Origin of the sequence: Bradyrhizobium sp. Arg816, assembly GCF_029989365.1 — a bacterium.
Lineage (GTDB): Bacteria > Pseudomonadota > Alphaproteobacteria > Rhizobiales > Xanthobacteraceae > Bradyrhizobium.
This window is the reverse complement of the sequence record NZ_JAPRAQ010000003.1, coordinates 508,595-523,769: the sequence shown is the minus strand read 5'-3', so window position 1 is coordinate 523,769 and position 15,175 is coordinate 508,595. Positions and strand designations below refer to the sequence as shown.

Sequence of the window (15,175 nt, the reverse complement as noted above, 5' to 3'; positions counted from 1 at the left end):
TGGGAACAATAGCAAAAGGCGAGCCACCGTGGCGACAGTCCCCCGCGGCGTCAATGCATCCCGGGATCAAGTCTGGCTTATCGGGGGTCGGTCGAGGCCAGGATCATGGTCCAGAACACCTTGTATTTGGTGCCCGGAGCATAGCCCGCCGCGATGCCCAGTTTTGTGACACCGCTCTTGAGCATGTTGGCCCGGTGCGGGGGCGAGTCGCGCCAGCCGGAAAACGCTTCCGCCAGCGTATGATAGCCGGCCGAGACGTTCTCGACCGCCACCGTTGCCGGATAGCCGCCCGCGCTGAGGCGCTTGGCCAGCGGGGCGCGGACGTCATGGTCCATCTTGTTGGCCGCCGCCATGGCCTGGGACTGGGATTCGGCGAGCCGCATCAGATCGGGGTCGATCACGACGGTGCCGAGGGCGTTGTTCTGGCGGTATTGCGAGATCATGATCGCTGCCGCCTGCGCATCGAGCTTGGCGCCCGGGACCGACATGTCGGCATACATGGTCGGCTGCTGGACCGGTGCTTCGTTGCCGGCGCAGCCGGCGAGAAGCAAAGCAATTGATATCGCGGCCGCGGCGCGCATTTCCAGGAGCCCCCAATGAGGGGCCGTTGTTGCATACCAACCGTGGCTGAAAGGTGAATATTGAGGAAGATTTGAGCTTTTGGCCGCGGCGCCTAGCCCGCAAATATCCGGTAGCGGCGCGGTTTGAGGCCGATCGTATCGCCGGCGCGCAGTTCCCTGTCGCGGGGGGCGTCGATCTCGATGGTCTCGCCGCCGGACAGGGCCACCTCGGCCCGCTGCACCGGGCCGAAATTCCGGACGTGCTGCACGGCGCCCTCGAAGGCACCGCTTCCGGGCGGGCCGACCAGCATGTCATGTCGCCGCACGAACAGTTTTGACGCGCCAGACACCAAGCCGTCTACTGCAAGATTGAGCGGCCGGTCGCCGAGCCTGATGACGCCGCCTTCGACCTGGACCGGCAGCTCGATGGATTCGCCGATGAAGCCGTGGACGAAGGCGGTCGCCGGGCTTTCATAGACGTCGTCGGGCGAGCCGATCTGTTCGATCCTGCCCTTGTCCATCACCACGACGCGGTTGGCGACTTCGAGCGCCTCCTCCTGATCGTGGGTGACGAAGATCGAGGTGACGTTGATCTCCTGGTGCAGCGAGCGGAGCCATCGGCGCAACTCCTTGCGCACCTTGGCATCGAGCGCGCCGAAGGGCTCGTCGAGCAGGAGGATGCGCGGCTCGATCGCGAGCGCGCGGGCGAGTGCGATGCGCTGGCGCTGGCCCCCGGAGAGCTGGCTCGGATAGCGGTCGGCGAGCCAGTCGAGCTGCACGAGATCGAGCAACTCCTTGACGCGCGCACGAATGGTGGGCTCGTCCTTGCGGCTGGCGCGCGGCTGCACGCGCAGGCCGAAGGCGACGTTCTCGAACACCGTCATGTGGCGGAACAGCGCGTAGTGCTGGAACACGAAGCCGACGTTCCGTTCGCGCGCGCCCTGCGCCAGCGCATCCTCGCCATTGAAGGAGACCTCGCCGGAATCGGGCCAGTCGAGGCCGGCGATGATGCGCAGCAACGTGGTCTTGCCGGAGCCGGACGGACCGAGCAGCGCCAGGAGCTCGCCATTGTCGACCTTGAGATCGACGCCATCGAGGGCTTTGAAGCTGCCGAACTGCTTGACGAGATTCCTGACTTCAATGGTCACTTGCGTCGTGTCCTTCGTCGAGGTGACGTTCGAGAACGGTCTTGGCGATCAGCGTGATCAGGGCCAGCATCGCCAGCAGCGAGGCGATCGCAAACGCAGCGACGAACTGGTACTCGTTGTAGAGAATCTCGACCAGCAGCGGCATGGTGTTGGTCTCGCCGCGAATGTGTCCTGATACCACCGACACGGCGCCGAATTCGCCCATCGCGCGCGCGTTGCAGAGCAGCACGCCGTAGAGCACGCCCCATTTGATGTTGGGCAGGGTGACGCGGAAGAAGGTCTGCAGGCCGGAGGCGCCGAGCGAGATCGCGGCCTCCTCCTCCTGCGTGCCCTGCTCCTGCATCAGGGGGATCAGCGCGCGCGCCACGAACGGGAAGGTCACGAAGGTGGTGGCGAGCGCGATGCCTGGCACTGCGAACAGGATCTGGATATCGTGATCCCTAAGCCAGCTGCCGAAATAGCCCTGCGCGCCGAACAGCAGCACGAAGACGAGGCCCGAGATCACCGGGCTCACCGAGAACGGCAGGTCGATCAGCGTGATCAGGAAGGTCTTGCCGCTAAACTCGAACTTGGCGATGGCCCATGCCGCGACGAGGCCGAATACGAGATTGAGGCCGACCGAGATCGCCGCCACGATCAACGTCAGCTTGATTGCAGCCAGCGCTTCCGGCTCGGCAAGCGCAGAGAAATAGGCGAGAACGCCTCTCGAAAAGGCCTGCGCGAATACCAGAACCAGCGGCAGCACGACGAAGACGCTGAGGAAGATCACCGCCATCGCGATGATGGCGATACGTATTGCCGGCGGCTCGGTGCGGAGGCTGTCGCGTGCCGCAACGGCGTGCGCACGTGCGCGCGCATCGGTCGAAGGCAGCGAGACGGAATCTGCGATCTGCATCGTCATGATCCGCCCTCAGCGCGCCGGGATCCGGCTCTGCGCCCAGCGCTGGAGCCGGTTGACGGCGAAGATGATGACGAAGGAGACGACGAGCATGACCACGGCGATGGCGGTCGCGTCGGCATAGCGGAACTCGGATAGCCGGATCACGATCAGGAGCGGGGCGATCTCGGAGACATTCGGCAGATTGCCGGCGATGAAGATCACCGAGCCGTATTCGCCGACCGCGCGGGCGAAGGCGAGCGCGAGGCCGGTGAGCAACGCCGGCCCGAGCGAGGGCAGGATCACGCGGATGATGGTCTGCCAGCGGCTGGCGCCGAGGCTGCCGGCGGCTTCCTCGATCTCGGGGTCGAGGTCCTGGAGCACCGGCTGCACGGTGCGCACCACGAAGGGGATACCGATGAAGATCATGGCGACGAAGATGCCGATCGGCGTGAACGCCACCTTGATGCCGAGCGCGGCGAGCGGCGCGCCCAGCCAGCCCGTCTCGGCAAACAGCGCCGTCAGCGCGACGCCGGCGACCGCCGTCGGCAGCGCGAACGGCACGTCGACGATGGCGTCAAACAGCCGGCGTCCGGGGAAGCGGTAACGCACCAGCGCCCAGACGATGATGCTGCCCATGACGAGATTGACGCAGGCCGCCGCAAAGGCGAGGCCGAAGGAGACGCGCAAGGCGTTGAGGGTGCGGCGGCTGGACAGGATGTTCCAGAATTGCTCGGGGCTGAGCTCCAGCGATTTCAGGAACAGCCCGGCCAGCGGAATCAGGATGATGATGGAGAGCCAGGAAAGCGTCAGTCCCATCGTGAGACCGAAGCCCGGCAATGTCCGTCGTCGTGCTGCAAGTACGCTCACCAGGCCCCCTGCTACTCCTAAGACGGCGCCCGATCAGTTCTTGTAGATCTGATCAAAGACGCCGCCGTCGGCAAAATGTTCCTTCTGCGCCTTGGTCCAGCCGCCGAAAACGTCGTCGATCGTGAACAGTTCGACCTTGGCGAAGGAGTTTGCGTACTTCTTGGCGATCTCTGCGTCGCGCGGACGGTAGAAATTGCGCGCGGCGATTTCTTGACCTTCCTTGGTATACCAATACTGGAGGTAGGCATCGGCTGCGTTGCGGGTGCCTTTTTTATCGGCAACCTTGTCGACGATCGCGACCGGCGGCTCGGCGAGGATCGATTGCGGCGGCGCCACGATCTCGAACTTCTGCGCACCAAACTCCTTCAGGGCGAGATAGGCCTCGTTCTCCCAGGCCAGCAGCACGTCGCCGACGCCGCGCTCGACGAAGGTCACGGTGGCGCCGCGCGCACCGGTGTCGAGCACCGGCACCTGCTGGTAGAGCTTTCCGATGAAGTCCTTGGCCTTGTCGGCCGAGCCGTATTTCTTTTGGGCAAAGCCCCAGGCAGCGAGATAATTCCAGCGCGCCCCGCCGGAGGTCTTCGGGTTCGGCGTGATCACCGAGACACCGGTCTTGAGCAAATCGTCCCAGTCCTTGATGCCCTTCGGATTGCCCTTGCGCACCAGAAACACGATGGTCGAGGTATAGGGCGATGAATTCTGCGGCAGACGCTTCTGCCAGTCGGTCGCGGTGAGGCCCTTGTTCGCGACGGCGTCGATGTCATAGGCAAGCGCGAGCGTCACCACATCGGCCTGCAATCCGTCGATCACGGCACGCGCCTGCGAGCCGCTGCCGCCATGCGACTGCTTGATCTCGACACTCTTGCCGGTTTCCTTCTGATAGGCATTCGCGAACGCCTTGTTGAACTCGGCATAGAGCTCACGCGTCGGATCGTACGACACGTTCAAGAGATTGATGTCAGCGGCGAGAGCCGAGCTTGCCAACAATCCAGTCAAGAGCAGCCCTGCCGCGAGCGGAACGATACGGCGCATCATGTCCATCTCCATTCACCACGACGACGTCATCGTCATCGATGGCACGCGGGCATAACTCGGGGCGAAACGCTCTCAAGTCAACGGAACCGGATTTTCTTGTTCGTAGCCGAACAGCTCGACTGTGCTACGAAGTCTTCATCGTGTGGATGCCGCATTCTGTCTTGGCTCGGCCGCGCCAGCGACCGGCGCGTGCATCCTCGCCCTCGGCCGTTCTGCTGGTGCAAGGCATACACCCAACCGACAGGAAACCGGACTCCACCAACGGATGACGCGGCAATTTGGCGCGGACGAAAATGGCTTCGAGTTCCTCGCGCGAGACATTGGCGAAGGGGTTGAACTTCAACCGCACGCCGTCGTCCTCGACCACCGGAATGTCGGTGCGCGCATTGCCCTGAAAGCGCTTGCGGCCATTGAGCCACGCATCGAACGGCTTCAGCGCACGCGCGAGCGGCTCGACCTTGCGGATGCGGCAGCAGGCGTCCGGATCGGAGAACCAAAGGTCGCGGTCGGGGTCTTCGCGCGACAGCGTTTCCTCGGCAGGCCTGATCGAGCGGACGTCCTTCAAGCCGAGTTCCGCGATCAGCGTGTCGCGATAGGCCAACGTCTCCTCGAACAGCCAGCCGGTGTCGAGGAAGATCACGGGGATCGCCGGATCGACGTCGGCCATGACCTTCAGCAGCGTCGCCGATTCCGTGCCGAAGGACGACACCAGCGCAAGCTTCTCGCGCCCAACCGCCTTCAACGCCGCGGCGATGACTTCCGCAGGCGAAGCAGCGCGCAGCGCGCGATCGAGCTCCGCCGCCGAGGGCAGCGCGGATGTGGACACCGAAGAAACCTGAGGCGCGATTGCGTTCACGTGCCGACACCTTCGGAGTGACGCAGTTGCATCCGCCGGTGCAGCGCGGTGATGCGGCCGTCGCCGGTCGGCTGATAGAACACCGAATAGCGCTTCGCGGTCTGCATGAAGGCTTCCGCATCGGCCTGCTTCTTGACCTCGAAGGAATCGAAGCCGGCGCGCAGCATGAACACGAACTGGTCGCGCAGGATCTGGCCCGTTGCACGCAAATCGCCGCGATAATTGTAACGCTCGCGCAGCAGCCGTGCCTGGCTGTAGGCGCGTCCGTCGCGGAAGGTCGGGAACACCAGTGCGACCGTAGCGACCTTGCCGAGATAGGGCACGAGCTCGTCGATGTCGCGATTGTTCGGCCAGATCACACCGACCTTGCCGGTGCGCTTGAGCAAGGCTTCAGCCTCGCCGACGAAGCGCTCGGCAGGCACCAGGATGTCGCCGCTCTCGGGCAGCGGCGTATCGACGGCCAGTTTGACAAAACTGTCGTCGACGATTTTTCCGCCGTTAACGAGTGGCATAGACGCGCTCCTTGAAGGGTTCGACGCCGAGGCGCTTCACCGTGTCGATGAACAGCTCTTCGGGCCGCTCGCGCAGCGCAAGATAGGCTTCCACGACGTCTTCGACGACGTCGGCGACCTCGTCGAACTTGACGCCGGGGCCGATCAGATTGCCCAGCGCAGCACCCTCGTCGGCACGGCCGCCGATGGTGATCTGGTAGACCTCCTCGCCGTTCTTCTCGACGCCGAGAATGCCGATATGGCCGACATGATGATGGCCGCAGGCATTGATGCAGCCCGAGATGTTGATGTGCAGACGGCCGATCAGGTTGGCAAGCTCATGGTTGGCGAAGCGCCGCGTCAGCTCCTGCGCGATCGGGATCGAGCGCGCATTCGCCAGCGAGCAATAGTCCAGCCCCGGGCAGGCGATGATGTCGGTGATCAGATTGACGTTCGGCGTCGCCAGCCCGAGCTTGTCGAGCGCCTTCCACAAGGCCGGCAGGTCGCGCTTGGCGACGTGCGGCAGCGCGAGGTTCTGCTCGTGGCCGACGCGGATCTCGCCGAAGGAGTACCGGTCGGCGAGATCGGCGAGCGCGTCCATCTGCTCGGCGGTGGCATCGCCCGGAGGCGCGCCGATCGGCTTCAGCGAGATCGTGACGATGGAATAGCCCTGCACCTTGTGCGGGGCCACCGAGTTCTTGCGCCACGCCTCGAAATCAGGATCGGCCGCGGCCTGACGCAGCTCGTCCGGATTGTGCGGCAGCTTCTCGTAGGACGGATAGGTGAAGCGCGAGCGGATGTCCTCGATCACCTCGTCGTCGATCTGGAGCGAGGAGTTGCGGATGTGCTGCCACTCCTCCTCGACCTCGCGCGAGAATTTCTCGATCCCGAGCTCGTGCACCAGGATCTTGATGCGCGCCTTGTAGATGTTGTCGCGGCGGCCGTACTGGTTGTAGACCCGGAGGATCGCCTCGATGTAGCTCAGGATATCGCGGCCGTGGACGAAGTGCTTGATGGTCTTGCCGATGAACGGCGTGCGGCCGAGACCGCCGCCGACCAGCACCTCGAAGCCGGTCTCGCCCTTCTCGTTCTTGATCAGCCTCAAGCCGATATCGTGGATCTTGATCGCGGCGCGGTCGTGGTCCGACGCAGTGATCGCGATCTTGAACTTGCGCGGCAGGAACGAGAACTCCGGATGCAGCGTGGTGTGCTGGCGGATCAGCTCCGACCAGATCCGGGGATCCTCGATCTCGCCGGGCGCGACGCCGGCCCACTGGTCCGACGTGACGTTGCGCATGTTATTGCCGGAGGTCTGCATCGCATGGATGCCGACCTCGGCGAGATCGGCGAGAGCATCCGGCAATTCGGCGAGCTTGATCCAGTTGAACTGGATGTTCTGCCGCGTGGTGAAATGGCCGTAGCCGCGATCGTATTTGCGCGCGACATGGGCAAGCGCCCGCAACTGGTTCGACGCCAGCGTCCCATAGGGAATCGCGACGCGGAACATGTAGGCGTGCAGTTGCAGATAGACGCCGTTCTGAAGCCGCAGGATCTTGAACTCGTCCTCGGTGAGCTCGCCGGAAAGGCGCCGCTTCACCTGGTCGCGGAACTCCGAGACGCGCTCGTTGACGAGCGTGCGGTCGATTTCATCGTAAGCATACATAAGAGAGTGCCTTAAACCTGGACCGACGACCCGATAGTCACGCCGGTGCGGCGGATCTGTTCGCGCAGATTGCCGGGTTCGATCTTGCCGTCCGCGCCAACCTGCACCGGTGCGATATAGGGACCGATCGCGCCGACGTCATCGGCAACGGACTCCGCAAGCAACGCTTTGGCCTCGTCCGAGTTGCGCACGATCGCGGCTTCCGACAGGTCCGCGGACCAGCTCTTGGCGGCGGTGCGGTAAACCACGATGCCGTCCCAGGTGCGGTTGGCGGTCACGACCGACGGGCCGGCGATTTTGATCTTCTTCTGTTCAAGCGGAGAGGTCATTCGGCTGCATCCAATAGGTCAGAGATGATGTGTTGAGGTGTCTGGCGGCGAAGCGAGCCGGCATGCCGGACCACGTCGCCGATGATGAGGATGGCGGGACCGCCATGGGTCCGCCGCACGAGCTCGGGCAGGTCGCGCAGCGTGCCGATCGCGCCTTGCGCATCCGGCCGCGTGACGCGGGCGAACACGCCGACCGGCGTCTCCGGCGAACGGCCGGCCGCGAACAAGCCTTCGCGGATCGCGGGGGCAGCGGTCGTGCCCATGTAGACCACGACGGTCATTTTGGTGTCGGTCAGCGCCGACCAGTCCACGTTCTCGGCATCGCGCGCCTTGTGCGCGGTGAGGAAGGTGATGCGAGTCGCTTCATGACGATAGGTGAGCGGCACCTCGAAATCGGCGGCGCCGCCGAGCCCCGCGGTGATGCCGGGAATGATCGAATAGGCGACGCCGGCCGCGCGCAACGCTTCCACCTCTTCGCCGCCGCGGCCGAACACGAGGGGGTCGCCGCCCTTCAGCCGCACCACGCGCTGGCCGGATTGCGCGGCCTCGATCATGCGCTTGTTGATGGCGTCCTGGCCGATGCCGGGCTTGCCGACGCGGCGGCCGACGGCAACGCGCGTGGTGTCGCGGCGGATGCGGTCGAGAATTTCGCCCGAGACCAGTTCGTCATGGAAGACGATGTCGGCATCCTGGAGCGCGCGCAGCGCCTTGATGGTGAGAAGGTCGGCGTCGCCGGGCCCGGCGCCGACCAGCGCGACCGAGCCTTCCGGCTTGTCGGCACGCGCGAACGCGGACGGATCGGAGATCGCCTTGATCGCGGCGTCGGCCTCGCCCTTGCGGCCCGCGAGCACGGACGCGCCGATCGGACCGTCGATGACGCGCTCCCAGAAGCGGCGGCGCAGCGGAAACTCGGCGATGCGCTCGTTGATCGATTTGCGGAAGCCGCCGATGAACTCGGCGAGCTCGCCGATGCGGGCCGGCAACAGTGCCTCGATCTTCTCGCGCACCCGCCGCGCCACCACCGGCGAGGTGCCGCCGGTGCCGACCGCGACCACGACATCGCCACGATCGACGATCGCCGGGAAGATGAAGCTGGAATGTTCGAAATCGTCCATGACGTTGACGGGCAGGCCGAGCGCCTTGGCGCGGCCCGACATGGCCACGCCGACATCGCCCGCGCCCGCGCAAACGATGGCGATGACGCCCGAGAGATCGGCGGTGAGCGGGTCCCCCGCCGCGATTTCAATCCGCGCAGCGTCGTCGGAGCTGAGGCTCAGGTCCCGATTGCCGTCGATCGCATGCACGCGGATGCGCGCACCGGCGGCGGCGAGCACGCGCAGCTTGGCGCGCAAAAGCTCACCCGCGCCGATGAGGACCACCGGACCGGCCTTGAGATCGAGGAACACCGGCAAGAACCGCATGCGATACTCGCTTCCCCCACATCCGGGGTTGACTGGAATTATTTTCTATATATGTGTCGTTTCGAGCGCGCAAAGAGAAAATTTTTTCTTCTCTTCTGCACCGCAACTATAGAAAATTCGCCTCCAAACGCAAAGTGGCAGAGATGCATCTTCTCAGGACCGATTCCGGTGCAGATGGACGGGACTCCCGGGCTCCCGTTTCCGAGCAAATTCCAGTCGGGCTGACCGCCCCCAGCATGGACCATTTGGACCAGCTCGAGGCGCAGAGCATCTACATTTTCCGCGAGGCCTTCGGCCGCCTGAAGAAGATCGCCCTGCTGTGGTCGCTCGGCAAGGACTCCAACGTCATGATCTGGCTGGCACGCAAGGCGTTCTTCGGCCGGCTGCCGTTCCCGGCCCTCCATGTCGATACCGGCAAGAAGTTTCCGGAGATGTATCGCTTCCGCGATCACTACGGCAAGGAATGGGATCTCGATTTGCGCGTCGAGCCCTGCCCGCCGATCGATGCCGTCGATCCAACGCTGCCGCCGGCCGCCCGTTCCGCCGCGCGCAAGACCGAGGGCCTCAAGATGGCACTCGGCAAATACGGTTTTGACGGCCTGATCGCTGGCATTCGCCGCGACGAGGAAGCAACCCGCGCCAAGGAGCGCGTGTTCTCGCCCCGCGGGCTCGAAGGCAATTGGGACGTCCGCGACCAGCCGCCGGAGTTTTGGGATCATTTCAATGCGTCGCCGCCGCAAGGCGCGCATTTGCGCATCCATCCGATCCTGCATTGGACCGAGGCCGACATCTGGGCCTACACCAAGCGCGAGAATATCCCGATCATCCCGCTTTATCTATCGCAGAACGGCAAGCGCTACCGCTCGCTGGGCGATCAGGACATCACCAATCCGGTCGCGTCGACCGCGTCGAACATCGACGAGATCCTGGCCGAGCTCGAGCAGACCAAGGTGCCGGAACGCGCCGGCCGTGCGCTCGACCACGAGACCGAGGACGCTTTCGAGCGTCTGCGCGTCGCCGGCTATCTCTGATTCAAGGACGCAACGCGGCTATGAACATGATCGTCACCCCCGCTTCGCCCGCCACGCCGAACGGCACCACGCGTCCGCAGGTCCGCATCGTCATCGTCGGCCATGTCGACCACGGCAAGTCGACGCTGGTCGGGCGCCTGCTGCACGAGACAGGCAGCCTGCCCGACGGCAAGCTCGAGATGCTGAAAGCCGTCAGCGCGCGGCGCGGCATGCCGTTCGAATGGTCGTTCCTGCTCGACGCGCTCCAGACCGAGCGCGACCAGGGCATCACCATCGACACCACGCAGATCCGCTTCCGCACCAATTCGCGCGACATCGTGCTGATCGACGCGCCCGGCCATGCCGAATTCCTGCGCAACATGATCACCGGCGCCTCGCAGGCGGACGGCGCGGTGCTGATCATCGACGCGCTCGAAGGCGTGCGTGACCAGACCCGTCGGCACGGCTATCTCCTGCACCTGCTCGGTGTGAAGCAGGTCGCGATCGTCGTCAACAAGATGGACCGCGTCGATTTCAGCGCCGAGCGCTTCAAAGAAATCAGCGACGAGATCTCGGCGCATCTGAACGGCCTCGGCGTGACGCCGACGGCCGTGATCCCGATCTCGGCCCGCGACGGCGACGGCGTCGCGGAGCGCACCGACCGCATCGGCTGGTACAAGGGTCCGACCGTGGTCGGGGCGCTTGATAGGCTCGAGCCGGCGCGTCCGCTGGAAGCCCTCGCCCTGCGCCTGCCGGTGCAGGCGATCTACAAGTTCGACGACCGCCGCATCGTGGCGGGCCGCATCGAATCCGGCAGCCTCATTGCCGGCGACGAGATCGTGATCATGCCGGCCGGCAAGATCGCCAAGATCAAGACCGTCGAAAGCTGGCCGGTAACGCCGGTCGCAGGACGGCAGGGCGCGGGCCGCTCGGTCGGCATCACGCTCGACCACGAATTGTTCATCGAGCGCGGCGACATCGTCGCGCATGTCGGCTCCGCACCGCGCGAGACGCGCCGCCTGCGCGCGCGGATCTTCTGGCTGCACGACAAGCCGCTGGCCAAGGGCGACCAGCTGCTGGTCCGCTGCGGACCGAAGGAAAGCCGCGCCACCGTCGTCGCCATCGAGAAGGCGGTCGATCCCGGCGAGCTGTCGAGCGTCGAGAACAAGGCGATCGGCCGCAACCATGTCGGCGAGATCGACATTTCCCTTTCGAGCCCGATTGCCGCCGATCCCTATACTGAGAATCCGCGCACCGGCCGTCTCGTGATCGAAGTCTCGGGGCGCATCGCCGGCGGTGGTCTCGTGCTGTCGGTCGATGCCGGCCAGCGCGCCGTGCCGGTCGACATCGTGCCGGTGGAATCGGCGCTGCGGCCCGACGAACGCTCCGCGCGCTACCGCCACAACGGCGCCGTGGTCTGGCTCACCGGCCTGCCGGCGTCCGGCAAGTCGACGCTGGCGAAGGCGCTGGAACGTCGGCTGTTCACCAATGGCGGCTCGCCGATCCTGCTCGACGGCGACACGTTGCGCGCCGGGCTCAACAACGATCTCGGATTCTCCGCCGCCGACCGCAGCGAGAACATCCGCCGCCTCGCCGAGGTCGCGACCCATCTCGCCCGCAACGGCCACATCGCGATTGTCGCCGCCGTCTCGCCGGCCCGCGAGGACCGCGCGACCGCGCGCCGCATCGCCGACACCGCGTTCCGCGAGATCCATGTCGCGACGCCGGCAGAGGTCTGCGAGGATCGCGATCCCAAGGGCCATTACAAGAAGGCCCGCGCCGGCGCGCTCGCGTCGTTCACCGGCATCGGCAATGACTACGAAGCACCGCAGGCTGCCGAGCTCGTGATCGACACGTCGGCCCGCACGGTTGCGGACGCCGCTGACGAGATCGAACGGATGCTGAAGACCACCGGCGTGCTGTTCGACGAACTCGTGGACCTCGCCGCGAATATTTGAGTCTGTCCTATTCCCCGCTGTCGTCGCCCGGCTTGACCGGGCGACCCAGTATTCCAGAGACAGCGTTGGAATACGGAGAAGCCGCGGCGTACTGGATTCCCCGCCTACGCGGGGAATGACACCGGTGCGTGGAGCGTCCCACACCTCGTCTTGACATTTTGACAAACCTTTGGGGGACTTCTCAGGGCCTCTTTTTTGGGGCTAATAGGCCCTGAAAGCCGCCCCCTATGGGCGCATTTTGCTGCTGTCGGGTCAAAAGCAGCCAAAAAACAGCCATTTCCAACAAGAAAGCCCATCATGAAACGCGTCGACGCCCACGGATTGAAGATCGCTCCCGTCCTTTTCGATTTCATCGCCAAGGAAGCGGCCCCGAAAACGGGGATCGCGCCGGACGCGTTCTGGGCCGGGGTTGCAGGCATCATCAACGAGCTGGGGCCGAAGAACCGCGCGCTGCTGGCGGTGCGCGATACGCTGCAGGCCAAGATCGACGACTGGCACCGCGCCAACAAGGGCAAGGCGTTCGACCTCAATGCCTATACCGCCTTCCTGAAGGAGATCGGCTATCTCGTTCCGGAGCCGACGACGCAGAAGGTCGAGACCGCCAATGTCGATGAGGAAATCGGCAAGATCTGCGGCCCGCAACTCGTCGTCCCGCTCACCAATGCGCGCTACGCACTGAACGCGGCGAATGCGCGCTGGGGCTCGCTCTACGACGCCTTCTACGGCACCGATGCGATCCCGCACGACGCTGCCGAGAGCGGCAAGGGCTACAACAAGGCGCGCGGCGACAAGGTGATCGCCAAGGCCAAGGCGTTCCTCGATGCCGCCGCGCCGCTGGCGACCGGCAGCCACACCGACGTCACTGCCTACAGCGTGGTCGCAGGCCAGCTCGCGGTGAAGCTGAAGAGCGGCAACGCCACCGCGCTGAAGAACGCGGATCAATTCGCGGGCTTCCAGGGCGATGCGGCCGCGCCGTCCGCGGTGCTGCTCGCCAACAACGGCTTGCACGTCGAGGTCAAGATCGATCGCAGCAGCACGATCGGCAAGGACGATCCCGCTGGTGTCGCCGATATGATCATGGAGTCCGCGGTCTCGACCATCCTCGACATGGAGGACTCGGTCGCCGCGGTCGACGCCGAGGACAAGGTGCTGGTCTATCGCAACACGCTCGGCCTGATGAACGGCACGCTCTCGGCCGATTTCGAGAAGGGCGGCAAGACGCTGACCCGTTCGCTCAATGCCGACCGCAGCTACAAGACGCCTGACGGCAAGGGCGAGGTCAAGCTGCACGGCCGCAGCCTGCTGCTGATGCGCAATTGCGGTCACCACATGTTCACCGACGCGGTGCTGGACGACAAGGGCGAGGAGATTCCGGAAGGCCTGCTCGATGCCGCCGTCTCCGGCCTGCTTGCGATCCACGACATCAAGGGCAACTCCAAGACCAAGAACAGCCGCACCGGATCGGCCTATATCGTCAAGCCGAAGATGCACGGCCCGGACGAGGTCTCGCTGACCTGCGAGATCTTCGACCGCGTCGAGAAGATGCTGGGCCTGCCCGAGAACACGCTCAAGGTCGGCATCATGGACGAGGAGCGGCGTACCACCGTCAACCTCAAGGCCTGCATCCAGCGCGCCTCCAAGCGCATCATGTTCATCAACACCGGCTTCCTCGACCGCACCGGCGACGAGATCCACACCTCGATGGAAGCGGGCCCGATGATCCGCAAGAACGAGATGAAGGCGCAAGCCTGGATCAAGGCCTATGAGGACTGGAACGTCGACATGGGCCTGATCGACGGCCTGCCCGGCCACGCCCAGATCGGCAAGGGCATGTGGGCCGCGCCCGACAAGATGGCGGACATGCTGCAACAGAAGCTCGCGCATCCGCAGGCCGGCGCCACCACCGCCTGGGTGCCCTCGCCGACCGCAGCGACGCTGCACGCCCTGCACTATCACCAGGTCAACGTCACCGCGCGCCAGCAGGAGCTCACCAAGGGCGGCCCGCGCGCAAAACTCTCCGACATCCTCACCATTCCGGTGTCGAAGTCGAACTGGGCGCCCGACGACGTCAAGCAGGAGATCGACAACAACTGCCAGGGCATTCTGGGCTACGTCGTGCGCTGGATCGACCAGGGCGTCGGCTGCTCCAAGGTGCCTGACATCCACGATGTCGGCCTGATGGAAGACCGCGCCACCTTGCGCATCTCCAGCCAGCATCTCGCCAACTGGCTGCACCAGGGCGTCATCACCGAGGCACAGGTGATGGAATCGCTCAAGCGCATGGCCGTCGTGGTCGACAAGCAGAACGCGGGCGACGCGATCTACAAGCCGATGGCGCCCGCCTTCGACGGTGTCGCCTTCAAGGCCGCTTGCGACTTGATCTTCAAGGGCCGCACGCAGCCGAACGGCTACACCGAATACATCCTCACCGCCCGCCGCCGCGAGGCCAAGGCGGCAGGCTGAAGCCCGATCATTCAAACACCAAAGCCCCGGCTCGCACCGGGGCTTTTTTTGTTGCGGGCCGTAGCCCGGATGGAGCGCAGCGCAATCCGGGACCGGCGTTGCTTGGGGCAGGCCCCCGGATTTCGCTGCGCTCCATCCGGGCTACACGTCCCGCCCCGCTAAAACACCGTCAGATATTTCAGCAGCGACACCACGCCGATGATGATGACGACCACGCGCGCGATCTGTTTGGCGCGGCCGTCCATGGGCAGCATGTTGATGAGATAGAGCACGAGAATGACGACGAGAAAGGTGACGAGTACGCCGACCAGCATCGCAAGGACCCCCCTTCAGACAAATTGCTGACGGTGTACTAACGCCCATCTCCCGCCCAGGTTCCATCACGGCAACCCACTGCAACTTCTAGTAAATACGTACTTCTACGATCAGCCGGCCTGCCTAAAACTTTACCCTTTTCGTTTCAGATGCGGAAACCGTTTGGGTGATGCGGCGCA

At 64.7% G+C, this 15,175-nt stretch carries 14 protein-coding genes; 3 read left to right on the top strand and 11 right to left on the bottom strand.

Features of this window, described 5'->3' with window-relative positions; translation table 11 throughout:
• Positions 1 to 77 precede the first annotated feature (77 nt).
• The 10 genes from OWC48_RS11225 to cysG form a co-directional block, all read right to left on the bottom strand.
• Positions 78 to 581, bottom strand: coding sequence for a CAP domain-containing protein (locus OWC48_RS11225; protein WP_282520024.1), 504 nt, complete (start codon positions 579 to 581; stop codon positions 78 to 80).
• Positions 582 to 673: 92 nt separating this feature from the next.
• Positions 674 to 1,708, bottom strand: a complete 1,035-nt coding sequence (locus OWC48_RS11220) for a sulfate ABC transporter ATP-binding protein (protein ID WP_282520023.1) — start codon at positions 1,706 to 1,708, stop codon at positions 674 to 676.
• Positions 1,698 to 2,609 carry a sulfate ABC transporter permease subunit CysW gene (gene cysW, locus OWC48_RS11215; RefSeq protein WP_282520022.1) on the bottom strand — a complete coding sequence of 304 codons (912 nt, stop codon included), beginning with the start codon at positions 2,607 to 2,609 and terminating at the stop codon, positions 1,698 to 1,700. The genes OWC48_RS11220 and cysW overlap by 11 nt, the downstream gene beginning before the upstream one ends.
• A gap of 9 nt (positions 2,610 to 2,618) precedes the next feature.
• Entirely contained in the window at positions 2,619 to 3,455 is an 837-nt protein-coding gene (cysT, locus tag OWC48_RS11210; RefSeq protein WP_282520021.1) for a sulfate ABC transporter permease subunit CysT, read from the bottom strand.
• A gap of 33 nt (positions 3,456 to 3,488) precedes the next feature.
• Positions 3,489 to 4,490, bottom strand: a complete 1,002-nt coding sequence (locus OWC48_RS11205) for a sulfate ABC transporter substrate-binding protein (RefSeq protein WP_404979730.1) — start codon at positions 4,488 to 4,490, stop codon at positions 3,489 to 3,491.
• Between the two features lie 124 nt (positions 4,491 to 4,614).
• Positions 4,615 to 5,346, bottom strand: coding sequence for a phosphoadenylyl-sulfate reductase (locus OWC48_RS11200; protein ID WP_282520019.1), 732 nt, complete (start codon positions 5,344 to 5,346; stop codon positions 4,615 to 4,617).
• A complete protein-coding gene (locus OWC48_RS11195) occupies positions 5,343 to 5,858 on the bottom strand; it encodes a DUF934 domain-containing protein (RefSeq protein WP_282520018.1) in 516 nt (171 codons plus the stop codon). Before OWC48_RS11195 ends, OWC48_RS11200 begins: the two co-directional genes overlap by 4 nt.
• Positions 5,845 to 7,500: a nitrite/sulfite reductase gene (locus tag OWC48_RS11190; protein ID WP_282520017.1), complete on the bottom strand. Its 1,656-nt coding sequence runs from the start codon at positions 7,498 to 7,500 to the stop codon at positions 5,845 to 5,847. Before OWC48_RS11190 ends, OWC48_RS11195 begins: the two co-directional genes overlap by 14 nt.
• An 11-nt stretch (positions 7,501 to 7,511) precedes the next feature.
• A complete protein-coding gene (locus OWC48_RS11185) occupies positions 7,512 to 7,829 on the bottom strand; it encodes a DUF2849 domain-containing protein (RefSeq protein WP_028148398.1) in 318 nt (105 codons plus the stop codon).
• A complete protein-coding gene (gene cysG, locus OWC48_RS11180) occupies positions 7,826 to 9,250 on the bottom strand; it encodes a siroheme synthase CysG (protein WP_282520016.1) in 1,425 nt (474 codons plus the stop codon). The genes OWC48_RS11185 and cysG overlap by 4 nt, the downstream gene beginning before the upstream one ends.
• A 236-nt stretch (positions 9,251 to 9,486) precedes the next feature.
• On the opposite strand from cysG, the gene cysD reads away from it, so the two are divergent.
• The 3 genes from cysD to OWC48_RS11165 all read left to right on the top strand — a co-directional run bounded on the left by cysD (position 9,487) and on the right by OWC48_RS11165 (position 14,681).
• Positions 9,487 to 10,281: a sulfate adenylyltransferase subunit CysD gene (gene cysD / locus OWC48_RS11175; RefSeq protein WP_038933487.1), complete on the top strand. Its 795-nt coding sequence runs from the start codon at positions 9,487 to 9,489 to the stop codon at positions 10,279 to 10,281.
• Between the two features lie 20 nt (positions 10,282 to 10,301).
• A complete protein-coding gene (gene cysC / locus OWC48_RS11170) occupies positions 10,302 to 12,218 on the top strand; it encodes an adenylyl-sulfate kinase (protein ID WP_282520015.1) in 1,917 nt (638 codons plus the stop codon).
• Between the two features lie 297 nt (positions 12,219 to 12,515).
• Positions 12,516 to 14,681: a malate synthase G gene (locus OWC48_RS11165; protein ID WP_282520014.1), complete on the top strand. Its 2,166-nt coding sequence runs from the start codon at positions 12,516 to 12,518 to the stop codon at positions 14,679 to 14,681.
• Positions 14,682 to 14,839: 158 nt separating this feature from the next.
• Here OWC48_RS11165 and OWC48_RS11160 read toward each other — a convergent pair whose 3' ends face one another.
• Positions 14,840 to 14,995 carry a Thivi_2564 family membrane protein gene (locus tag OWC48_RS11160; protein WP_011084288.1) on the bottom strand — a complete coding sequence of 52 codons (156 nt, stop codon included), beginning with the start codon at positions 14,993 to 14,995 and terminating at the stop codon, positions 14,840 to 14,842.
• Positions 14,996 to 15,175 lie beyond the last annotated feature (180 nt).